The organism is Streptomyces sp. NPDC037290 (assembly GCF_055603245.1).
Map to the genome: position 1 here is coordinate 1,044,098 of NZ_JBVJVZ010000001.1, position 21,228 is coordinate 1,065,325.

Sequence of the window (21,228 nt, forward strand, 5' to 3'; positions counted from 1 at the left end):
GATCGCGGGCCCTCCCCGTGCCGGAGCGGTGAGCGGATGCGCGCGGTTCGGCGCACGCGAGAGGACGCCCGCGTCGTACGTCGGCGTGCCACGCCCCGTGACTCCGGCACGATCCGCCGGACAGGCCCCAGTCAGGGTCCCGAAGGGCGGGAGCGTTCGGCGCAGTTCGCCGCGCCCCATGGCCACCTCACGTTCGCCTGGCCGACCACCACCCCGGTACGGGCCCTGCGCGCGGCCGGTGTCCCCGTCGGCCTCGCCACCCAGCAACTCCCGCGACGTCTCGGAGTCGATGGCGCTGACCGCACTGATCCAGAAGTCGACCGAGGGCGACCCACGCCGGCTGACGTCCAGGCATGCCCTCCACCACGCCGCGACCTCGCCGCGACCCCCGCGCACAGCGCGCGCTCGACGGACGTCCCTGCGACCGTCGTCGACGGGCGGGTCCAGATGCGCGGCCGGGAACTCCCCACCGTCGATCTGCCCACCGTGACAGGCGAGTTGGTACACCGCCTGGCCGCGCTGACCGACCGGGGACACGGACGGCGCATCCAGGAGTACGGCATCTGACGCCGCGTAGGCTGCCCCTCATGGATCCCGCGGACGGTCTCATCGCCCACCCCTACGACGCGTACCGGCGCCTGCGCGACACCGCGCCCGTGCACCGCATCACCGGGCCGGACGGCACCGCCGCCTGGCTCGTCACCCGGTACGACGACGTCCGGGCCGCGCTCGCCGATCCCCGGCTCTCGCTGGACAAGCGCAGCGGCACGGCCGGCTACAAGGGCCTCTCACTGCCGCCCGCCCTCGACGCCAACCTCCTCAACATGGACCCGCCCGACCACACCCGCATCCGGCGCCTGGTCGGCCGCGCCTTCACCCCGCGGCGCGTCGAACAACTCCGCGAGCCGATCCGGCGCACCGCCGACCGGCTTCTCGACGCGCTCGGCCCGCACGGCAGCACCGACCTGGTCGCCTCCTACGCCGCCCCGCTGCCCATCACCGTCATCTGCGACCTGCTCGGCATCCCGGAGGGGGACCGGCTGGACTTCCGGCAGTGGACCGACAGCCTCATGGCCCCCGACCCGGCACGGCCCCACGCCACCAAGGAGGCGATGGCGGCCATGCTCGACTTCCTCAGCCGGCTCCTCCACGCCAAGCGCCGGGCACCCGCCGACGACCTCCTCTCCGACCTGATCGCCGTACGCGACGAGGGCGACCGGCTCGGTGAGGACGAGCTGATGTCCCTGGCCTTCCTCATCCTTTTCGCCGGGTACGAGAACACGGTCCAGCTCATCGGAAACGCCGTGCTCGCCCTCCTCCAGCACCCGGACCAGCTCGCCGCCCTGCGCAAGGACCCGGAACGGCTCCCCGCCGCCGTCGAGGAGCTCGCCCGCTACGAGGGGCCCATGCTGCTCGCGATGCGCCGGTTCCCGGTCGAGGACGTGACGATCGGCGGGGTGACCATCCCGGCGGGCGACACGGTCTGGGTGTCCCTGTCCGCCGCCGACCGTGACCCCGCCCGCTTCCCCGGACCCGACCGCCTCGACCTCTCCCGCGACGCCGCCGGGCATCTCGCCCTCGGTCACGGCATCCACTACTGCCTCGGTGCACCGCTGGCCCGTGCGGAGACGGAGATCGCCCTGGCGGCCCTGCTGGAACGCCTTCCCGGACTCGCCCTCGCAGAGGGGGAGCTGACGTGGCGGCGGTCGATGCGTGCCCGGGGGCTGCGGGCCCTCCCCGTGACGTACTGAACTCTCACGCTCAACTCTCGCACTCAGCTTTCGCGCTGAACTTTCGTGCCCGGCGATGAGTTTCGCTCCCCACGGCGGTCACCACCCCGAACCGACCGTCGACAGGAGAGCCCATGTCGTTTCCGGAGATCGTCTCGCGCGAGCAGTGGCGCGCGGCCCGCGAGGAGTTGCTGCGCAAGGAGGAGGCAGTCAGGCGGGCGCGCGAGGTGCTCGGCGCCGAGCGGCGGCGGCTGCCCGTGGTCGAGGTCGACACGGAGTACGTCTTCGAGGGCGGCGACGGCAAGGCCACCCTCCTGGACCTCTTCGAGGGCAGGGCCCAGCTCGTCGTCCACCACTTCAAGTTCGCGCCGGAGTGGGAGACCGGCTGCCCGTGCTGCTCGGCCTTCCTCGACCAGCTCGGCCACCTCGCCCACCTGCGCGCCCGCAACACCGCGTTCGCGGCCGTCTCCCGGGCGCCGTTCACCCGGATCCTGCCGTTCAAGGCGCGGATGGGCTGGGCGGTGCCCTGGTACTCCTCGTCCCACACCGACTTCAACCTCGACTTCGAGGCCACCGTGCCAACGGACCGGGGCCTGCTCGAGCGCCCGGGCGTCAGCTGCTTCCTGCGCGACCACGACCGTGTCTTCCACACCTACTCGGTGTACGACGACGGGCTGGACGGACTCGGCACCCCCGCCGGTCTCCTCGACCTCACCGCGCTCGGCCGCAGTCCCGCGGGCAGTGACCGGCTCCGCCTTCACGACGAGTACGACTACTGACACGGACGGTGCGATTTCCTGCCACAAAGTGAACGCTTCCTCACGGTCCGCGCCGAGCGGGTGTAGCTAATGTCTCAGTCCCATCACTGAGCGAGGCGTTTTCCGCCTCCAGGGCGTTAACTCCAACAAGCACGACGCTTACTGGAGGTGCGAGATGGTGAACGGGCGAACCGTGCTCGAACGCTTTCCCGCCGGTGGTCCGCGGGGATCCTGGCCCGCGGAGGAGTTCGCGCACGCGCGGCGTCTGGAAGGCCTGCCGGCGGAAGTCGTCATGGACCTCGCGACGGACACGTTCCTGGTGATCGTGCGGGCCGGTGACGCCACGGAGTGAAGCCGCTCGGCCCGGCGACAGGCGACCCGTAGCCGCCCGCACAACCGGAACCCGGCACTCCGCCAGGCGTCACGGCCGTATCAGGCGCAGCGGCTACGCCCGAGACCAGTCCGGCGCCGTCCCCGTCACCCGGCACAGGGCCAGGTACAGCGGGATCGGCGGGGTGTAGGGGACCGCTCCGTCCGGGCGGTGGATGAGCCGGGCGGTGCCGGTGACCAGGGCGCCGGGGGCGTAGTGGGCCGGGGACGGCCAGGGCAGGGCGTAGTCGGAGTCCGACGGAACGATCCACCACCAGCGGGCGCCGTCGGCGTACACACAGCCCAGCCGGGGCAGCCGGGGTACGACGAGCGGGCCGAGGCGATCGGGCACGGCCACGGCGTCGCAGCCGAGCGGCGCGGTCATGTCGTCCGGCACGGTCAGCCGACGCGGCCCCTGCGGCGTGGACCGGCGGCGCTGGAGCCGCACCAGGGTGTCGAGACCGAGACCGCCCGGGGTGGTGTGCCGGGTGAGATCGGCGGGGCCGTGCTGGGCCGGGCCGGCGGTGTGCCGGCGGTCGGCGCCGTGGCCGCCGGTCACGGGCGTTCCCCGGAACGGCGCTGCTCGGGGGCCCGGAGCGGAGAGTGGTGCGGGGGCCGGTCCAGGGGCCGGCGCCGGTGGTGTTCCGGGCTTCCATGGAGGTGCTGCTGCTCCCGGACCCCGTGATGCTGGTGTTCCGGGACCATGTGATGGGGCTGTTCGGGGACCCCGCGGTGGGATTGTTCCGGGGCCCCGTGGTGGTGCTGTTCCGGTGGCCGGTGCACCGGCTGTCCGGAAGTGTGGTCGCGGCCCTCCGGGGAGTCGTCCTCGTCGGAATCGTCGGGGCGGCCCGGCTTGGGGCGGGCGCCCCAGCCCAGGTCGTTGCGAGGAGCGGAAGTGCCGTCGTCCGCCTCGGCCCGGCGGGGCAGCTCGGCCCAGACCAGCAGTCCCGGACCGTGTTCCCGGGCGCCCCAGGCCCGGCACAGCGCCTCGACGAGAAGCAGTCCCCTCCCATGCTCCTCGTCGGGCCGCTGCGGGGACGGGTGGGGTTCGCCGGGGGCGCAGCCCTCGTCGCGCACGGCTATGCGCACGGTGTCGTCGTGGTCGTGCAGCTCGCACACGACGCGGCTGCTCGCGGTGTGCACGATCGCGTTCGTGACCAGCTCGGACATGACCAGGGCCGCGCTGTCGCAGGTGTCCGCGCAGACCTCCCAGCCGGTCAGCCGGGCATGCGCCAGACGCCTCGCCCGGGCGACGGAACCCGGATGTGCGGCCAGCTCGAAGCGGAACCGGCGCTCGGCCGCGCCCCCTTGAGGGCCTGCCGTTGCGGCACCGAGACCGGGGCGGTCTGCGGCATCTGTTCCTAAGGGCGCGGACGGAATCACGCTTGCCACTATCTCCCCGCCGTGAACACTTGGCAAGTGTCACTCTGAATGTTGCAGAGTGCTGTGTGACTCGGTCAGAGGCCGTGGCACACTGCTCGCAACAGCACGTCGAGCGGCGCCAATTGGGGGCATCGAAGACCCGACCCGGTCTTCGAATGCATCTTCGAATGGCGCCGCAGGGCTGTCGGGAAACATTTCGGTGGAGCTGTCGGCGGAGTGCCGGTGGGGCTTTCGATGGAGGTGGGAGCGTGAGCGAACCGCGGTCCGCGCCGACGGTCGGTCAGGTGGTCCTCGGTCGGCGCCTGCTGGACCTGCGGGAGCGCGCCGGGCTGAAGCGCGAGGACGCCGCCCGCGTCCTGCGCGTCGCGCCCGCCACCATCCGCCGCATGGAGATGGCCGAGGTCGCCCTCAAGATCCCGTATCTCCAGCTGCTGCTCAAGGCCTACGGCGTGCAGGACGAGGAGGCCGGACTTTTCGTCCGGCTGGCCGAGGAGGCCAACAGGCCCGGCTGGTGGCAGCGTTTCCACGACATCCTGCCCGGCTGGTTCTCGATGCACGTCAGCCTGGAGGGCGCGGCGAGCCTCATCCGCTCCTACGAGCCGCACTTCGTCCCCGGCCTGCTCCAGACCGAGGACTACGCGCGGGGTGTGCTCAAGTCCGGTGCCATCGGCCAGACGAGCCCGGACGACATCGAGCGGCACGTCGCCCTGCGCATGGAGCGCCAGCAGCTGCTCGCCCGTCCCGACGCCCCGCGTTTCTGGGCGGTGATGGACGAGACCGCCCTGCGCCGCCCGGTCGGCCCTCCGGAGGTGATGCGCGCGCAGATCGACAAGTTGCTCGAGGCCACGAAGCTGCCCCATGTGACGCTCCAGGTCGCCCCGTTCGTGAGCGGACCGCACCCGGGGACGTACGGGCCCTTCGTGCTGTTCCGCTTCGCCATGCCGGAACTGCCGGACATGGTCTACAGCGAGTACCTGACCGGCGCCGTCTATCTGGACTCGCGCACCGAGGTGGCGACCCATCTGGAGGTCATGGACCGCATGGCGGCGCAGGCCGCCACGGCGCAACGCACGAAGGAGATCCTCCGGGATCTCCGCAAGGAGCTGTGAATGGATCGCATCGAGCCGCGCGGGCACGTCTACAACGGCATGCCGGCGCGGGAGCTGGGCAGCGAGGGCTGGCACAAGCCCTGGAGCGGCGGCAACGGCGGGAACTGCCTGGAGGCGATGAAGCTGGCCGACGGCCGGATCGCCGTACGCCAGTCCACCGACCCGGACGGCCCGGCGCTGATCTACACCGCGGACGAGATGACCGCGTTCATCGAGGGGGCGAAGGCGGGGGTGGCCGACTTCCTGCTGTCCTGATCCGGTTCGCGTGTCGTCTCATGCCCCCCTTCCTTGAGGGGATCCTGGAGGCCCGGGATGCTCGGGAGGCAGCACCCCGCACAGTGCCTCCAGCGCCGCGCCGTAGGCGTGTTCGGCGGCGGCCGCATAGCCCACCACCAGCCCGTCACCCACGGTCGCCCCTGCCTCCGGATGCCGGAACGCGGCGAGTCCGTCCAGGGCGACGCCCTGCCACACGGCAGCCTTCACGGTGGACCGCTCGGTGCCCGGCGGCAGCCGCAGCACCACGTGGAGCCCGGCTGCGATGCCCGTCACCCCGACGTGCGGCGCGTGCGCGGCGAGCGCGGCCACGAGCCGGTCACGCCGGCGCCGGTAGTGCTGCCGCATGCGCCGCACATGACGGTCGTACGCCCCGGAGACGATGAACTCCGCCAGTGCCAGCTGGTCCAGGACGCTCGCCCAGCCCTCCCGCTCACCCTTGGCCGCGAGCACGGGCTCCACATACCGCTCGGGCAGGACCATCCAGCCCAGCCGCAGCGCCGGCGAGAGGCTCTTGCTGACCGACCCGATATGGATCACCCGTTCCGGATCGAGACCCTGCAGCGCGCCGACGGGCCTGCGGTCGTACCGGAACTCGCCGTCGTAGTCGTCCTCCAGGACGACCGCCCCACGCGCGCCTGCCCACTCGAGCACGCCCGCCCGGCGCTCCGGGTGCAGCGGGCCGCCGGTCGGGAACTGGTGCGCAGGAGTGAGCAGTACGGCCCGCTCCCGCTCCAGCAGGTCCACGCGTGCGCCGTCCTCGTCCAGCGGGAGCGGCACCGTCCGCACCCCGGCCGTGGCGAGCAGCCCCCGATGGAAGTCCAGCCCGTACGCTTCCACGCCCAGCGGACCGCGCAGCACCCCACCCCCTCCCTGGCCGAACAGCAACCGCAGCGCGTGCCCGAAGCCCGAGCAGATGACGATCCGGTCCGGCTCGGTCCGCACCCCACGCGCGCGTGCCAGATATTCGGTCAGTGCCTCCCGCAGCTCCCGGCGCCCGGCCGGGTCCCCCGGCCCGAACGCCTCGTTCGGTGCCGCCAGCAGCGCCCGCCGGTAGCAGGCCGCCCAGGCCGCCCGTGGGAACGCCGATGCGTCCGGCGTGCCCTGCCGCAGCTCGTGCCGCGGGCCACGCGGGCGTGGAGGTGCCTCCACGGGTGTCCGCGCGGCGGGTCGCAGCGGCTCAGCCCGGTCGGCCACCCGGGTGCCCGACCCCTGGCGGGCGGTCAGCCAGCCCTCCGCGACCAGTTCCGCGTAGGCGTCGGCCACCGTGCTGCGGGCCACGCCCAGATCGGCGGCGAGCGACCGGTACGGCGGCAGACGGGTGCCCGGCGTCAGCCGTCCGCTGCGCACGGCCTCCCGCAGCGCCTGGGTCAGCGCCGCTCGCCGCCCGCCCGGACCCGACAGTTCCAGATGCAGATCGGCGCCGATCCGCTCCGCGGAATTGACCCACGATTCTGTCATGGAAATGAACTCTACAACCGGTCTATCGGGCCCGTAGGTTGAAGCCATGACGACGAACACGGTCACCACCGCAGCTGACATCACCACCGCGGTCACCCAGGCCGGGACGGCCCGGACCCGACTGGACTTCGCGCGGTCAGCCCCGAAGGTCTTCCGCGCCCTCATCGGTTTCGACGCCGCCGCCCGCACCGGCCTCGACCCGACGCTGGTCGAGCTGGTCCAGATCCGCGCCTCGCACCTCAACCACTGCGCCTACTGCCTGCACATGCACACGAACGACGCCCGCAAGGCCGGTGAGAGCGACGACCGGCTGCACATGGTCGCGGTCTGGCGCGAGGCCCGGCACTTCTTCACCCCGAAGGAGCAGGCCGCCCTCGCCCTCACGGAGGCGCTGACCCTCGTCGCCGACGCGGGCGTCCCCGACACCGTCTACGCCGAGGCCGCCGCCCGGTTCGACGAGGAGGAACTGGCCCACGTCATCGCTCTCATCTGCACGATCAACACGTGGAACCGGGTGGCCCTGTCCACGGGGAAGGTGGCCGGGACGGACGAGCGGAAGCGCTGACCGGCACTCCGCGGCCCGGTGGCGCGCCGGCGCCGCGTCAGGTCGGCGAACGGCCACGGGAAACGTGCCGGCGACGGCTACACCCTCATCGGCCTGTCCCTCGGAGAGACCGGTGCCGGCAGGCGTGAACTCCCGGTCAGATAGTGGTCGACGGCCGCCGCCACCGCCCGCCCCTCGGCGATCGCCCACACGATGAGCGACTGGCCGCGCGCCGCGTCCCCGGCCGCGAAGACGCCCGGGACGTTGGTCGCGAAACCGTCGTCCCGCGCGATCGTGCCGCGCGGAAGCAGCTCCAGGCCCAACTGTCCGATCAGCCCGTCCCCCTGGTCGGGCCCGGAGAACCCGAGGGCGAGCAGCACGAGATCGGCGGGCAGCGTCCGCCCGGTGCCCTGCACGGGACGGCGAGACTCGTCGACCTCGACCAGATGCAGTGACCGGACCCGACCGCTGTCGTCCCCGGTGAAGCGGAGCGTGGACGCCGCGAACAGCCGCGCGTCCGCGTCCGCCGCCGGTGCCGTACGCAGGTCCCGCGCCTCTTCGTGCGCTGCGGACAGCCGGTAGATCTTCGGGTACGTCGGCCACGGCTCGGTGTCCTCGTCGCGCTCGGCGCCCGGCTGCCCGTAGATGTCCAGCTGGGTCACGGACGCTGCCCTTTCGCGCACCGCCGTCCCCAGGCAGTCCGCCCCGGTGTCGCCACCGCCCACGATCACCACGTGCTTGCCGGCCGCGGACAGCGGTGAAGCCTCCAGATCCCCCTCACACACTCGGTTGGCCAGCGGCAGATACTCCATCGCCTGGTGTATCCCGTTCAACTCCCGGCCCGGCACCGAAAGTTCCCGCCACGCGGTCGCGCCGGTGGCGATGACGACGGCGTCGTACCGTCCACGCAACTCCACCGCCCCCACGTCCCGCCCGACCGCCGTCGACGTACGGAACTTGGTCCCCTCGGCCCGCATCTGCTCGACACGCCGCTCCAGATGCCGCTTCTCCATCTTGAACTCGGGAATCCCGTACCGCATCAGCCCGCCGATCCGGTCGTCCTTCTCATACACGGCGACCGTGTGCCCGGCCCGGGTCAGCTGCTGTGCCGCGGCGAGTCCGGTGGGGCCGGAGCCGATGACGGCGACCGTCTTCCCGGTCAGCCGGTCCGGCGGCCGCGCCGGGATGAAACCTTCCTCCCAGGCCCGGTCGGCGATCGCGCACTCGACGTTCTTGATGGTGACGGCCGGCTGGTTGATCGCCAGCACGCACCCCGCCTCGCACGGCGCCGGACACAACCGCCCGGTGAACTCGGGGAAGTTGTTGGTGGCGTGCAGCCGGTCACTCGCCGCCCGCCAGTCCTCCCGCGAGACCAGGTCGTTCCACTCCGGGATCAGATTGCCCAGCGGACAGGCGTCGTGGCAGAAGGGGATCCCGCAGTCCATGCACCGGTCCGCCTGCTTGCTGATGATGGGCAGCAGTGCTCCCGGGACGTACACCTCGTCCCAGTCCCGCACCCGCTCCTCGACGGGCCGCCGCGGCCACTCCTGGCGCGGCGTGGTCATGAACCCCTTGGGATCGGCCATGGTCGTCTTCCTCGCGTACGGGTACCACGAGGGGTACCGGGTGTACGACGGGCCGTGCGCCGTCGGGCGGCCTCCTTCAGCACTCTCCTTCCGCCCTTGCGCACTCTTTCGGCCACGATACGTCCGCACCGACGACCGCGCAGAGTGGCGGACAGCGCTTTCTCGCGGCGCCCCCGGGCCGGTGCGTGACGCCGCCGGCACTCCCGGAGATCCCTCAGGCTCTCAGCCCACATCCGCCCCGGCGGCCTGCCAGGCCCGCAGCACGCCCTCCACGGCCGGGGCGATCCGGCGCCGTGCCTCATACCGTGACACCCCGCGCATCAGCAGCTGGTCGTACGGGGTGTCCACATGCCGTACGGCCGCCACGACCGCCGAGATCACCGCGCCCTCCGACAGTGCCCGCCCGGCTGCGCTGCGCCCGACCCGCCCGCTGCCCCGCGCGGACGCGTGCGCCGCGACCGCTCGCGCGCGGTCGGCCGGGCAGCCCGGAAACAACCGGAGGATCTCGGCCGCGAACGCCGCCGCGAACCGCTCGTCCTCCACCGCTCTGCGCCGAGCGTCCCGCGCCCGCCGCCGGCGCCGCGCCTCCGCGTCCGCCAGACAGCGGGCCTCGGCCCGGGCCAGCGCCCCCTCCTCGACGAGGACGCCCTGCCGTTCGTAACGGCTCTTGCGCCGGTTGAACCGCACCACCACGACCGACAGCCCGCTCTCCTCCCTGGACCTGCGCGTCAGCGCGGTGTCCCCGCGCGGCAGGAACACCAGGTGACCGAGATCCGCGCAGTTCAGGCAGCGCGGTGCCCCGTCCTCCAGCACGAGCAGGGACAGCGGCCCGCGCCGGCAAGCGGCGCACCGCTTGGGCTTCAGCGCCTGGATGACGACAAGCCGACCGGGGGAGTGGGGGGTTGAGGGAAGGGCCATACGCGGTACTTTCCCCGTCCCCGCCCGCCCCTCCCCTGCCCTCCCTGTTCCTTCTCCTTCCGTATGCCGCCCCCTCCTCGCTCCGGAAGTTGAACACCGGCACGCGCGTACGGTGCCGCAACGGAGCCTGGATCTCGTCCACCACCGCCACCGCGAGGTTCGCGTACGACGGCTACGGCTCACCACCGTGCTCGCCGCCCTCCCCACCCCGGACTCCGGGCAGTCGTTCGCCGCCGAGGCGATACCGCCCCGTACGCGGCCCGCCGTGCTCCAGCTGCCCGGCGGCTGTGAGCATCGGTCGACGGGCCCGTCCGCGTGTTCCCGCAACCGCTCCAGGCCCGCGGTGTGCGCCCGCGCGAAGGGGGGAATCCGGCGGGAACGCCACCGGGTCGTCCATCACCGGCCGCCCGCCCGGCCCGAACAGGTTCGCACCCGGTCCCACCGCGACGAGCCCGGCCCACCCCGGCGCCGGCGAGCCCGTCGAGCAGCGCATCGGCCGCCTTCATGAAGAACCCGGGATCGAGCGGCTTCCCCAGCGGGACGTCCCGGTCTTCAGCACACGTCCCGTCTACCGGCAGCCACCGTCCCCCACGCCTTCCCCGGCCCGTGCCTTCCCGGTCCCGGTGCGCCGCGCGCTCCTGGCAGCGACCGTCGCCTCAAGGGCTGCCGACCGGACTGCCCCCGTTCCGCCCACCGCCCCCTCGCCCGGCAGGCACCGTCACCTCCCCCTCAGCACCTCCCCACCACCCGGCATCATGGTCCCGTGCGACTCGAAGCGATCACCTGGGACCGTCTCGCCGAGCTGCTCGCCGACCGGCTGGCCGGTGTTCAGCCGGCCGATGGAAGCGCCTGGCCGCGTGTCGGCTTCGACGGGGCCCCGGCAGCCCGGCCCGGCGACCTCGCCGAGCGGGTCGCTGACGCGCTACGGGTGCGGGGCCGGCCCTCGCTCGTGGTCGGCGCCGAGGGCTTCCTGCGTCCCGCATCGCTCCGCCTGGAACACGGCCACCAGGACGCGGAGTCGTACTACGGCGGATGGTTCGACACCAGCGCCCTGTGGCGCGAGGTCTTCGGCCCGCTGGACCCCGGCGGCAGCGGGCGCGTCCTGCCCGACCTGTGGGATCCGGCCACCGACCGGGCCACCCGCAGCCCCTATGTCCAACTCCCGCCCGGCGGAATCCTGTTGCTCCACGGCCCCCTTCTGCTGCGCCACTGGTTCCCCTTCGACCTGAGCGTGCACCTCTTCCTCTCACCGGGTGCCCTACGCCGCCGCACCCCCGAGGCCGACCACTGGACGCTGCCCGCCTTCGAGCGCTACGAGTCCGAGACCGACCCCGCCGGCACGGCGGACGTCCTCGTACGCGCCGACGACCCCCGCCATCCGGCCTGGAGCGGCTGATCGGGAGCGGCCGGGCCGCGGGTCCCCGCGGCTCAGAGCCAGCCGTTGCGCCGGAAGCCCCGGTACAGCACCAGACACGCCCCCACCATGACCGCCATGACCAGTGGATAGCCGAACTGCCAGTGAAGCTCCGGCATGTGGTCGAAGTTCATGCCGTACACGCCGCACACCATCGTCGGCACGGCGATCACCGCGGCCCAGGCCGTGATCTTCCGCATGTCCTCGTTCTGCGCGACGGTCACCTGCGCGAGGTGGGCCTGCAGGATCGAGTTGAGCAGTTCGTCGAACGCGGCGATCTGTTCCTTGGCCCGTATCAGATGGTCGAGCACATCCCGGAAGTAGGCCTGTATCTCCGGGGCGACGACCCGTATGGGCCGAGTGGCCAGGTCCTCCACCGGACGGCCCAGTGGCACCACCGCCCGCTTCAGCTCCAGCAGTTCACGCTTCATCTGGTAGATGCGGCCGGGGTCGAGGCGAGCGCCGTTCTCCGAGAACACCTCCGTCTCGACCTGGTCGATGTCGGCCTGCACCGCGTCCGTGACGTGCAGGTAGTCGTCGACGACATGGTCGGCGATCGCGTGCAGCACCGCCGCGGGCCCCTTGGCCAGCTGAAGCGGATGCGCCTCCAGCTCCTCGCGCAGCGGCCCCAGCGAGCCGTGCCGGCCGTGCCGCACCGTGATGACGAAGTCCTCGCCGACGAACACCATGATCTCGCCGGTGTCGACCACCTCGCTGGTCGCCGTCAGCTGTTCGTGCTCCACGTAGCAGACCGTTTTGAACACCGCGAAGAGCGTGTCCCCGTAGTGCTCCAGCTTCGGGCGCTGGTGTGCCTCGACCGCGTCCTCCACCGCCAGCGGATGCAAGTCGAACAGCTCGGCGATGCCCGCGAACTCGCGGTCCGTCGGCTCGTGCAGCCCGAGCCAGACGAATCCCTCGCCGGTCTTGCGCACCATCCGCAGGGCGTCCACGAGGTCCGTGCACTGCGGCACGCGCACGCCGTCCTGGTACGTCACGCAGTTGACCACCGACGAGCCCAGCGGTGACCTGGCGGGATGGCTCAGGTCCACGCGTGGCCGCCGCCGGGCCAGCCGCGCCACCCTGCGCAGGCCGCCGACCCCGCTCAACCCCGTGACCTTCCGCAGATTCCCCGCCATGGACATCTGGATCTCCTCGCTTGGATCTCCTCGAGCAACGCCTCCGCGCCTTGTCCGGCAAGTCTGCCAGTCGAGGGCAAAGCGCGGGTAAGCCTGTGGGAAGGGAGTGTTCCGCTTGGTTCCCGCCTGTGGACGAAGCGCGCCACGGCTGCGCCGGCCCGGTCGGTCAAGCCCGGTGAACTGGAATCATCGTGGCATGACGCCATCCGACGGATACCTCCTGGACAACCGGCAGAACGAGGCGGCACGGCGCTTCGACGCCTTCGCCACCCTCTTCGACCCCACGACCTTCCGGCACATCGAGGCGTTCGGCATCAAACCCGGCTGGCGCTGCTGGGAGGTCGGGGCCGGCGGTACCTCCGTGGTGTCCTGGCTCGCCGAGAAGGTGGGCCCCACCGGCAGGGTCGTGGCGACCGACATCGACACGACACGGCTCGCCGCCGCTGCCCGCCCGCCGGTGGAGGTGCGCGTCCACGACGTCGGCGCGGAGGAACCGCCGGGCGAGGGCTTCGACCTGGTCCACGCCCGGCTCGTCCTCGTTCATGTCCCGGACCGGGAAAGGGCGTTGCGGTGCATGATCCAAGCGCTGCGGCCCGGCGGACTGCTGTTGGTCGAGGACGCCGACCCCGCCCTCCAGCCCTTGACCTGCCCTGATGAGTACGGCCCAGAGCAGCGGCTGGCGAACCGGCTGCGCCACGGCTTCCGCAGGCTGCTCGCCGAACGTGGCGCGGATCTGTCGTACGGCCGCAAACTCCCGCGCCTCCTGCGCGAAGCCGGACTGAGCGGCGTGGAAGCCGATGCGTTCTTCCCGGTGGCGTCGCCCGCCTGCACCGCCCTCGAGGCCGCGACGGTTCGTCAGATCCGCAACAGGCTCGTCACCGCGGGGCTGGCCACCGACGAGGAGATCGACCAGCACCTGGCCAACGTCGCGACCGGTGCCATGGACCTGGTCACCGCACCGATGATCTCGGCGTGGGGAAAGAAGGCGTAGTCGACTGGGCCGACGCGACGCGACGCGAGGTTCCGGCCGCCCTGCCCGCGCCTCGCGAGGCCGGACCCGTCGCGCCGCGGCTGCACCCGTCCCGCTGGCACCGATGGGCGGCCCGCCCTCGCCGCTGGGCGCGTCGGCCGCCTCTCACGCGCGGCGGTCTACCCCCAGGCGTGGCCTTCCGGGCGCTGCCCAGGCGCGGCGGTCTCCCCCAAGGCCGGCCGGACTGCCTTTGCCGCACGGCAGCGTCCACCCCTCTCCCCGTGGCCGGCCCCCCGCCCGTGGCTAGCCCTCGCCCCCCGCACGCGGCGGTCTGCCGCCCACCCGCTCCACCGCCTCCGCGCCCGCCCGGCAGCCCTGGACCGCCGCTTCCTCCGGGGTCGCGCCGCTGAGGAGGGCGGCGAGGAAGGCGCCGGTGAAGGCGTCGCCGGCGCCCGTCGTGTCACGAGCGACCGCGGGCGTCGCCGGGACCCTGGCCGGCACGCTGCCGGAGCGGGCCACCAGAGCACCGTCCGCGCCCGCCTTGGCCACCACCAGCGGAACGAGACGGCTCAGTTTGGCCGCCGCGTCCACCGGATCCGGCAGGCCCGTCAGCAGACACGCCTCGTCCCGGCTGGGCAGCAAGAGGTCCAGCCCCTCCGCGAACGCCAGGAAGCGGTCCACTCCCAGCCGCACCAGGAAGCCCGCCGAAGCCGGATCCAGGCTGACCGGCACGCTACGCGCGCGTGCTGCCGCGAGCGCGGTCCGCGCCAGTTCCCGGCTCGGCTCCGTGAACAGCAGATACCCCGACAAGTGCAGCCGGGCGACGCCGTCGAGCAACGCGTCCGACCAGTCGGCGGGTTCGAGCCGCAAAGACGCCCCGCTGTCGGTGAGGAACGTACGCTCCGCCGCCGCACCCGTGTCGACGAGACAGATCACCGTCCCGGTCGCCGCGGTCGGATCGACCACCAGCCGGGGCCGCACTCCGGCCGCGGCCAGCTCACGCTCGTGCCATGCGGCCGCGTCCGCGCCGACCCGCCCGAGCAGCCGTACGTCCGCACACCCCGTGTGCGCGGCCCAGCAGGCCACGTTCGCGCCCGCGCCGCCCGGCAGCGTCCGGATCGCGGCGGCCGTGTCGGTGCCGGCCGCGAGCGGCCCCCGGTGCCGGGCGACCACATCCGTGACCACGTCGCCGACGACCAGCAGGGCCCCGTTCGCAGTCATCCCCTCGTCCACGCCGTGGCGATCCGCGCCGCCAGCCGTACGTTGCCGCGCACGGCCGCCAGATTGGCGCTCAGGGAGGCGCCGTCGGTGTGCCGGACCAGGTAGTCCAGCAGGAACGGGGTGACTGCCTGCCCGGTGACGCCCTGCTCCGCGCAGGCGTGCAGCGCGTCGGCGAGGACGCGCGCGTGCAGTTCCGGATCGAGCTGTTCCGTCTCGGGGACCGGGTTGGCGACGATCAGCGCCGACTCCGGCGCGTCGAGCGCGTCCTGCGCCCGCATGACCCCCGCGACCTGCTCCGGGGTCTCCAGCGTCCAGTCGACCGGATGCCCCGAGTCCGCCAGGTAGAAGCCGGGGAACCGGCCCGTGCCGTAGCCGGCGACGGCCACGCCCAGCGTCTCCAGCCGTTGCAGGGTCGCCGGCACGTCCAGGATCGACTTCACGCCCGCGCAGACCACCGTGATGCGGGTGCGTGCCAGCAGGCCCAGGTCGGCCGACTCGTCCTGGGTCACCGTCCACTCCCGGTGCACACCCCCCAGCCCGCCGGTGGCGAACACCCGGATGCCCGCCAGCGCGGCCAGCTGCGCCGTCGCCGACACCGTGGTCGCCCCGCTCGCGGCCGCCGCAACGGCGAGCGGCAGATCGCGGTGTCCCAGTTTGCGGATGCCGTCCTCGTTCGCGACTCGCTCCAGCTGCTCCTTGTCCAGCCCCACACGCGGACGACCGTCGAGCACGGCGATGGTCGCCGGTACGGCGCCCTCCCGCCGTACCGCGTCCTCCAGCTCCAGCGCCACCTGCAGGTTCCGCGGGCGGGGCAGGCCGTGCGCGATGATCGTGGATTCCAGGGCCACCACCGGCCGCCCCGCCTCGACCGCTTCCCGGACCTCTTCCGACACCATCAGCACCACGTGCACCGCCTCCTGTCCGTCGGCCCTTCCTCATCTCTGGCGGGCGCCGCCGGCCGCTAAACGCTTGCGGCCTGTGGGCGATGCCACGAGCCTGGGGCGCATGAGGAAGAACAGCACGCGTCTCGACCACGTCGTCCTGTGGGTGGCCGATCCGGTCGCCGCGGCCGGCTTCTACCAGGAGGCCGTCGGCCTGGAACCCGTGAGGGTCGCCGAGTACGCGAACGGAAAGACGTCATTCCCCTCCGTACGCGTCAACGAGGAGACCATCCTGGACCTCGTTCCGTTCACCTCCGCCGCGCACATGGACATGCTGCCCGGCGCGGCCGACGCCGCCGGCCACCCGGTCAACCACATCTGCCTGGCCCTGCCGGCTGACGCCTTCGACGCCCTGCGTGCCCGGCTGGAGGAGCATGGCGTACCCATGAGCGACATCGGCCACGACTCGTTCGGCGCCCGTGGCAGGGCCCCGCGCACCTTCTACTTCCGGGACCCCGACGGCAACGTCTTCGAGGCCCGGCACTACGACGACTGACCGGACCCTGGTCAGAACAGCGGCTCGGGGAGCACACCCTCCAGGGCGAGCAGCTTGCGCTTGGTCTCCAGCCCACCCCCGAAACCGCCGATGCCGCCGTCGCTCTCCACCACCCGGTGACACGGCACGACCACCGGCAGCGGATTCGCCCCCATCGCGGCGCCGACCGCCTGAGCCCCGCCGGGCTGCCCTACCCGCCCGGCGAGATCGCCGTACCCCACCACCGCGCCGTAGGGCACGCCGGACGCCAGCTCGCGCAGGACCTGCCGGTTGAAGCCGGAGATCAGCGACCAGTCCAGTGGCAGGTCGAATTCCTGCCGCTCGCCCGCGAAGTACGCCCGCAGCTGGCGTATCGCCTCTGCCAGCAGCGGCGAGGCCGGATCCTCCACGGGAGTGCCGCCCAGCCTGGCCGCCAGCCGTTCCAGGGCGCGGTCGCGCACCGCGTCCGTGGCGTGGAAGACGACGTTGACCAGGCCGTCACGGGTCGCCGCCAGCATCAGCGGACCGATGTCCGTGCCCACCACGGCCCACACGACCCGCTGCTCATCCTGCCCATGGCTGTCCATGCGCCCACGGTACGACCCACCACTGACAACGCCCGCCCCGCTCAGTGGGCACCCAGCGCCGCGCGCACCACGTCGGGCTTGTTGGTGATGATCCCGTCGACGCCGTAGCCAGCGACCCGGCGTGCCGTGGCCGCGTCGTTCACCGTCCAGGCGAACACCCCGAGCGGCTTGTCGTGCGGTCCGCGGACGGCGTGGACGGCCGAGACGTACGCCTGGGTGAGCGACCCGTACGAGGGGTTGATCAGATCGGTGTAGCCCGCGTACCGGGGCAGTTCCGCAGCGGCCGGCGACCCCAGGTAGGCGGTGGTGACCGCGGGCCTCAGCTCGTGCACGGTGCGGATGCTGCCGGCGCTGAAGCTCTGCACGACCAGCCGTCCGAGATGCTTGTGGTCCAGCCAGCCCTCGTTGCCCAGAAGCTTCAGGGTCTGCTGCTCGATGCCCGGGTACAGCTCAGGATTCTTGATCTCCAGGAGGAGTTTTTCGTGGTTGTGCTCGATCCGGCACATGTACTCCTTGAGCGTCGGCACGCGCGTGCCCGCGTACGCGGGGGAGTACCAGCTGCCCGCGTCCAGCCGGGCGATCTCGGCGGCGGTGAAGTCCTTCACCTTCCACGGGGCCCGGCCGGGGAAGAGCTGCTCGACGTTCGTGGTGCGCTGCAGGCTGTCGTCGTGGATGACGACCAGCTCGCCGTCCTTGGTGCGCTGGACGTCGTTCTCGACCCAGGAGAAGCCCAGCTGCGCGGCCTTGTCGATCGAGGCCAGCGTGTTCTCGGGAGCGTAGGCGGAGGCTCCCCGGTGGGCGATCACCGCGGGCACGGCCATGCCGACGGCCGGGGCGTCGGAGGTGGCGCTCGGCAGGGCCGCCGCCCCAAGGACGGCGGCGGCAACTACGCACGCGTGCATGCAGACTCCTCGCGTCGAACGAATACCGACAGCACCAGACTGACAGCAGACCGTCAACAGCACTCGGCGCACGATGGACACACACTGCATGCAGATGTCCAGGTCCGCTCACCGGTACGGCACAACTGAGGCAAGGCCGTGTTTCTTTGCCGGAAAATCGTTCGACCATTCCGGTGGGGGTCATACTCTCTGCGACAACCCTGACCGTCGGCGCGGTCCTGGGCCGGGGGAACATATCGGGTATTCCGGGACGCAAAAGGGCGGAAGGGCAGCCGCGAATGCAAGGCACGGTCGACGGATTCAGCTACGGGGCCGTCACCCCGTTGGTGGCCTATCTGATGGCCTGCCTCGGCGGCGCCCTCGGGCTGCGCTGCACGACCCGGTCCCTGCTGGTCACGCACTCCTGGCGGCCCGCCTGGCTGGCCCTCGGCGCTGCCGCGATCGGCTCCGGCATCTGGACCATGCACTTCGTGGCCATGACGGGCTTCGCCATCAAGGAGACACCGATCCACTACGACAAAACGATCACCTATGCGAGCCTCGGCCTCGCCATCGTCATGGTCGGGGTCGGGATCTTCATCGTCGGTTACCGGGGGGCCACCGGTACCCCCCTGTTCACCGGCGGCACGATCACCGGTCTGGGTGTCGCCTCGATGCACTACCTCGGCATGGCGGGCGTGCGCTTCCACGGGCGCTTCACCTACAACACGCTCACCGTCGGCGCCTCCGTCGTCATAGCGGTCGTGGGCGCGACCGCCGCCCTGTGGGCCGCCGGACGCGTCCGGGGCTTCCTGTGGAGCGTGGGGGCCAGCCTCGTCATGGGGCTCGCCGTCACCGGCATGCACTACACGGGCATGGCCGCCCTCGGCGTCCATCTCGACGGCGCCCCCCACGCCGCCGGAGGCGTGCCGGAGCCGTCCGTGCTCGCCCCCATGCTGGTCGGCCCGCTCGCCTTCCTGCTCCTCGCTGGCGTCGTGGTGATCTTCGACCCGCTGATGGTGATGGGCCGGCCCGTCCCCAGGCCCATCGAGCACAAACCGGGTGTCCCGGCCACCGCCGCCGCTTCCTACCCGGAGCGCCGTGCGGCCCTCCACGAGGAGCGCCGCGCCGTGCACCAGGTCTCCCGGACCCCGCAGAATCGCTGATCCGGACCGGTTGTCAGTGCGGGGTCGTACGGTGGATGACATGCGGCCCGTTTCCCACATCGAACGCACGGTGGCGCCCTTCGAGGTCGTCAGCCCCTACCAGCCCAGCGGCGACCAGCCGACGGCCATCGCCGACCTGGCCAAGCGCATCGAGGCCGGTGAGAAGGACGTCGTCCTGCTGGGCGCGACCGGCACCGGCAAGTCCGCCACCACAGCGTGGATGATCGAGAAGCTCCAGCGCCCCACGCTCGTGATGGCGCCGAACAAGACGCTGGCCGCCCAGCTGGCCAACGAGTTCCGTGAGCTGTTGCCGAACAACGCGGTCGAGTACTTCGTCTCGTACTACGACTACTACCAGCCCGAGGCCTACGTCCCGCAGTCGGACACCTACATCGAGAAGGACTCCTCGATCAACGAGGAGGTCGAGCGCCTGCGCCACTCGGCGACGAACTCGCTGCTCACCCGGCGCGACGTCATCGTGGTCGCCTCGGTCTCCTGCATCTACGGCCTGGGTACGCCGCAGGAGTACGTGGACCGGATGGTCCCCCTCAGGATCGGCGACGAGATCGACCGGGACGAGCTGCTGCGCCGCTTCGTCGACATCCAGTACACGCGCAACGACCTGGCCTTCAGCCGCGGCACCTTCCGGGTCCGCGGCGACACCATCGAGATCTTCCCGGTCTACGAGGAACTGGCCGTCCGCATCGAGATGTTCGGCGACGAGATCGAGGCGCTGTCCACGCTGCACCCGCTCACCGGCGAGATCATCAGCGACGACCAGCAGCTGTACGTCTTCCCCGCCTCCCACTACGTCGCCGGCCCCGAGCGCATGGAGCGGGCCATCAACGACATCGAGAAGGAGCTCGGGGAGCGCCTGGCCGAGCTGGAGAAGCAGGGCAAGCTCCTGGAGGCCCAGCGCCTGCGGATGCGCACCACGTACGACATCGAGATGCTCCGCCAGATCGGCAGCTGCTCCGGCGTGGAGAACTACTCGATGCACTTCGACGGCCGCTTGCCCGGCTCCCCGCCCAACACCCTGCTGGACTACTTCCCGGACGACTTCCTGCTCGTCATCGACGAGTCGCACGTCACCGTCCCGCAGATCGGTGCCATGTACGAGGGCGACGCCTCCCGCAAGCGCACCCTCGTCGACCACGGCTTCCGGCTGCCCTCCGCGCTGGACAACCGCCCCCTGAAATGGGAGGAGTTCCAGGAGCGCATCGGCCAGACCGTCTATCTGTCGGCGACTCCGGGCCCCTATGAGCTGTCACGGTCCGACGGCTTCGTCGAGCAGATCATCCGCCCGACCGGTCTCGTCGACCCGGAGGTCGTGGTCAAGCCCACGGAGGGCCAGATCGACGACCTCGTGCACGAGATCCGCAAGCGCACCGAGAAGGACGAGCGCGTCCTCGTCACCACGCTCACCAAGAAGATGGCCGAGGACCTCACCGACTACTTCCTGGAGCTCGGCATCCAGGTGCGCTATCTGCACAGCGACGTCGACACGCTGCGCCGCGTCGAACTGCTGCGCGAACTGCGCGCCGGTGAGTACGACGTCCTGGTCGGCATCAACCTCCTCCGTGAGGGCCTCGACCTGCCCGAGGTGTCCCTGGTGGCGATCCTGGACGCCGACAAGGAGGGCTTCCTGCGCTCGGGCACCTCACTCATCCAGACCATCGGCCGCGCGGCGCGCAATGTCTCCGGCCAGGTCCATATGTACGCCGACAAGATCACCCCGGCGATGGAGAAGGCCATCGAGGAGACCAATCGCCGCCGGGAGAAGCAGATCGCCTACAACAAGGCCAACGGCATCGACCCGCAGCCCCTGCGCAAGAAGATCAACGACATCGTCGCGCAGATCGCCCGTGAAGAGGTCGACACCGAGCAGCTCCTCGGCTCCGGCTACCGCAAGTCCAAGGACGGCAAGGCCGCCAAGGCCCCCGTCCCGTCGCTGGGCGACAAGGCGGCCAAGGGCACGAGGGCAGGCAAGACTGCCAAGGGAAAGGCCGTGGCCACGGCGCCCACGGACCGCCCTGCGGCCGAACTCGCCGAGCAGATCGAGGAGATGACCGAGCGCATGCGCGCCGCCGCCGCGGAGCTGCAGTTCGAGATCGCGGCCCGGCTGCGCGACGAGGTCTCGGAGATGAAGAAGGAACTGCGCCAGATGCGGGAGGCGGGCCTCGCCTGATCCCGCGCCACCCCTCCGGACCTCGGCATACGCGCCAAGTGTTGCAACACCGACACAAAGCGCGGGCCGGGGTTCGGCACGGTCGGTGCCTCTGCGTAGGGTTCTGGACAACCGCGCA

20 protein-coding genes and 2 pseudogenes are annotated in these 21,228 nt (G+C 71.7%); 12 read left to right on the plus strand and 10 right to left on the minus strand.

Features of this window, described 5'->3' with window-relative positions; genetic code table 11:
• Positions 1–153: 153 nt before the first annotated feature.
• From ACZ7HQ_RS04775 to ACZ7HQ_RS04790, 4 genes and pseudogenes are all read left to right on the plus strand, one after another.
• Positions 154–567 (plus strand): annotated as a pseudogene (locus ACZ7HQ_RS04775) (amidohydrolase); the annotation flags it as partial.
• 20 nt (positions 568–587) lie between these two features.
• Positions 588–1,751: a cytochrome P450 family protein gene (locus ACZ7HQ_RS04780; protein WP_470984649.1), complete on the plus strand. Its 1,164-nt coding sequence runs from the start codon at positions 588–590 to the stop codon at positions 1,749–1,751.
• Positions 1,752–1,864: 113 nt separating this feature from the next.
• Positions 1,865–2,509, plus strand: a complete 645-nt coding sequence (locus ACZ7HQ_RS04785) for a DUF899 domain-containing protein (RefSeq protein ID WP_470984651.1) — start codon at positions 1,865–1,867, stop codon at positions 2,507–2,509.
• A gap of 154 nt (positions 2,510–2,663) precedes the next feature.
• Positions 2,664–2,840 carry a hypothetical protein gene (locus ACZ7HQ_RS04790; protein WP_470984654.1) on the plus strand — a complete coding sequence of 59 codons (177 nt, stop codon included), beginning with the start codon at positions 2,664–2,666 and terminating at the stop codon, positions 2,838–2,840.
• Between the two features lie 93 nt (positions 2,841–2,933).
• Here ACZ7HQ_RS04790 and ACZ7HQ_RS04795 read toward each other — a convergent pair whose 3' ends face one another.
• Positions 2,934–3,308, minus strand: coding sequence for a hypothetical protein (locus ACZ7HQ_RS04795; RefSeq protein WP_470985207.1), 375 nt, complete (start codon positions 3,306–3,308; stop codon positions 2,934–2,936).
• 338 nt (positions 3,309–3,646) lie between these two features.
• Positions 3,647–4,249 (minus strand): annotated as a pseudogene (locus tag ACZ7HQ_RS04800) (ATP-binding protein); the annotation flags it as partial.
• 239 nt (positions 4,250–4,488) lie between these two features.
• On the opposite strand from ACZ7HQ_RS04800, the gene ACZ7HQ_RS04805 reads away from it, so the two are divergent.
• Positions 4,489–5,349, plus strand: a complete 861-nt coding sequence (locus tag ACZ7HQ_RS04805; protein WP_470984656.1) for a helix-turn-helix domain-containing protein — start codon at positions 4,489–4,491, stop codon at positions 5,347–5,349.
• The gene (locus ACZ7HQ_RS04810; protein ID WP_470984659.1) at positions 5,350–5,604 is read left to right on the plus strand and encodes a DUF397 domain-containing protein; all 255 of its coding nucleotides are present in this window, start codon (positions 5,350–5,352) and stop codon (positions 5,602–5,604) included.
• Positions 5,605–5,622: 18 nt separating this feature from the next.
• Here the strand turns inward: ACZ7HQ_RS04810 and pdxR are convergent, their stop codons facing one another.
• Positions 5,623–7,083 carry a MocR-like pyridoxine biosynthesis transcription factor PdxR gene (gene pdxR, locus ACZ7HQ_RS04815; protein WP_470984662.1) on the minus strand — a complete coding sequence of 487 codons (1,461 nt, stop codon included), beginning with the start codon at positions 7,081–7,083 and terminating at the stop codon, positions 5,623–5,625.
• 46 nt (positions 7,084–7,129) lie between these two features.
• Here pdxR and ACZ7HQ_RS04820 point away from each other — a divergent pair, with 46 nt between their 5' ends.
• Complete coding sequence (locus ACZ7HQ_RS04820; RefSeq protein WP_470984663.1) at positions 7,130–7,648, plus strand: carboxymuconolactone decarboxylase family protein; 519 nt, start codon at positions 7,130–7,132, stop codon at positions 7,646–7,648.
• A gap of 77 nt (positions 7,649–7,725) precedes the next feature.
• Here the strand turns inward: ACZ7HQ_RS04820 and ACZ7HQ_RS04825 are convergent, their stop codons facing one another.
• A complete protein-coding gene (locus tag ACZ7HQ_RS04825) occupies positions 7,726–9,213 on the minus strand; it encodes a glutamate synthase subunit beta (protein WP_470984666.1) in 1,488 nt (495 codons plus the stop codon).
• Between the two features lie 222 nt (positions 9,214–9,435).
• Positions 9,436–10,131: a DUF2293 domain-containing protein gene (locus ACZ7HQ_RS04830; protein ID WP_470984668.1), complete on the minus strand. Its 696-nt coding sequence runs from the start codon at positions 10,129–10,131 to the stop codon at positions 9,436–9,438.
• Between the two features lie 763 nt (positions 10,132–10,894).
• On the opposite strand from ACZ7HQ_RS04830, the gene ACZ7HQ_RS04835 reads away from it, so the two are divergent.
• Complete coding sequence (locus ACZ7HQ_RS04835) at positions 10,895–11,527, plus strand: nucleoside/nucleotide kinase family protein (protein ID WP_470984671.1); 633 nt, start codon at positions 10,895–10,897, stop codon at positions 11,525–11,527.
• Positions 11,528–11,559: 32 nt separating this feature from the next.
• Here ACZ7HQ_RS04835 and corA read toward each other — a convergent pair whose 3' ends face one another.
• Complete coding sequence (corA, locus tag ACZ7HQ_RS04840; RefSeq protein WP_470984674.1) at positions 11,560–12,687, minus strand: magnesium/cobalt transporter CorA; 1,128 nt, start codon at positions 12,685–12,687, stop codon at positions 11,560–11,562.
• 190 nt (positions 12,688–12,877) lie between these two features.
• Between corA and ACZ7HQ_RS04845 the strand changes: the two genes are divergently transcribed.
• A complete protein-coding gene (locus ACZ7HQ_RS04845; RefSeq protein WP_470984675.1) occupies positions 12,878–13,672 on the plus strand; it encodes a class I SAM-dependent methyltransferase in 795 nt (264 codons plus the stop codon).
• Between the two features lie 282 nt (positions 13,673–13,954).
• Here ACZ7HQ_RS04845 and ACZ7HQ_RS04850 read toward each other — a convergent pair whose 3' ends face one another.
• The gene (locus ACZ7HQ_RS04850) at positions 13,955–14,872 is read right to left on the minus strand and encodes a carbohydrate kinase family protein (RefSeq protein WP_470984678.1); all 918 of its coding nucleotides are present in this window, start codon (positions 14,870–14,872) and stop codon (positions 13,955–13,957) included.
• On the minus strand, positions 14,869–15,777 hold the full coding sequence (locus ACZ7HQ_RS04855; protein WP_470984681.1) for a pseudouridine-5'-phosphate glycosidase: 909 nt from the start codon (positions 15,775–15,777) through the stop codon (positions 14,869–14,871). The genes ACZ7HQ_RS04850 and ACZ7HQ_RS04855 overlap by 4 nt, the downstream gene beginning before the upstream one ends.
• A gap of 100 nt (positions 15,778–15,877) precedes the next feature.
• On the opposite strand from ACZ7HQ_RS04855, the gene ACZ7HQ_RS04860 reads away from it, so the two are divergent.
• The gene (locus ACZ7HQ_RS04860; protein WP_470984683.1) at positions 15,878–16,309 is read left to right on the plus strand and encodes a VOC family protein; all 432 of its coding nucleotides are present in this window, start codon (positions 15,878–15,880) and stop codon (positions 16,307–16,309) included.
• Between the two features lie 11 nt (positions 16,310–16,320).
• Here ACZ7HQ_RS04860 and ACZ7HQ_RS04865 read toward each other — a convergent pair whose 3' ends face one another.
• Positions 16,321–16,875 (minus strand): methylated-DNA--[protein]-cysteine S-methyltransferase, encoded by a 555-nt coding sequence (locus ACZ7HQ_RS04865; protein WP_470984686.1) that lies wholly within the window; start codon positions 16,873–16,875, stop codon positions 16,321–16,323.
• A 41-nt stretch (positions 16,876–16,916) separates the two neighbouring features.
• On the minus strand, positions 16,917–17,777 hold the full coding sequence (locus tag ACZ7HQ_RS04870) for a glycerophosphodiester phosphodiesterase (protein ID WP_470984688.1): 861 nt from the start codon (positions 17,775–17,777) through the stop codon (positions 16,917–16,919).
• Between the two features lie 278 nt (positions 17,778–18,055).
• Here ACZ7HQ_RS04870 and ACZ7HQ_RS04875 point away from each other — a divergent pair, with 278 nt between their 5' ends.
• Together ACZ7HQ_RS04875 and uvrB are read left to right on the plus strand one after the other, a co-directional pair.
• Positions 18,056–18,922, plus strand: a complete 867-nt coding sequence (locus ACZ7HQ_RS04875; RefSeq protein ID WP_470984690.1) for an MHYT domain-containing protein — start codon at positions 18,056–18,058, stop codon at positions 18,920–18,922.
• A 40-nt stretch (positions 18,923–18,962) separates the two neighbouring features.
• Complete coding sequence (gene uvrB / locus ACZ7HQ_RS04880) at positions 18,963–21,110, plus strand: excinuclease ABC subunit UvrB (RefSeq protein WP_470984693.1); 2,148 nt, start codon at positions 18,963–18,965, stop codon at positions 21,108–21,110.
• Positions 21,111–21,228 lie beyond the last annotated feature (118 nt).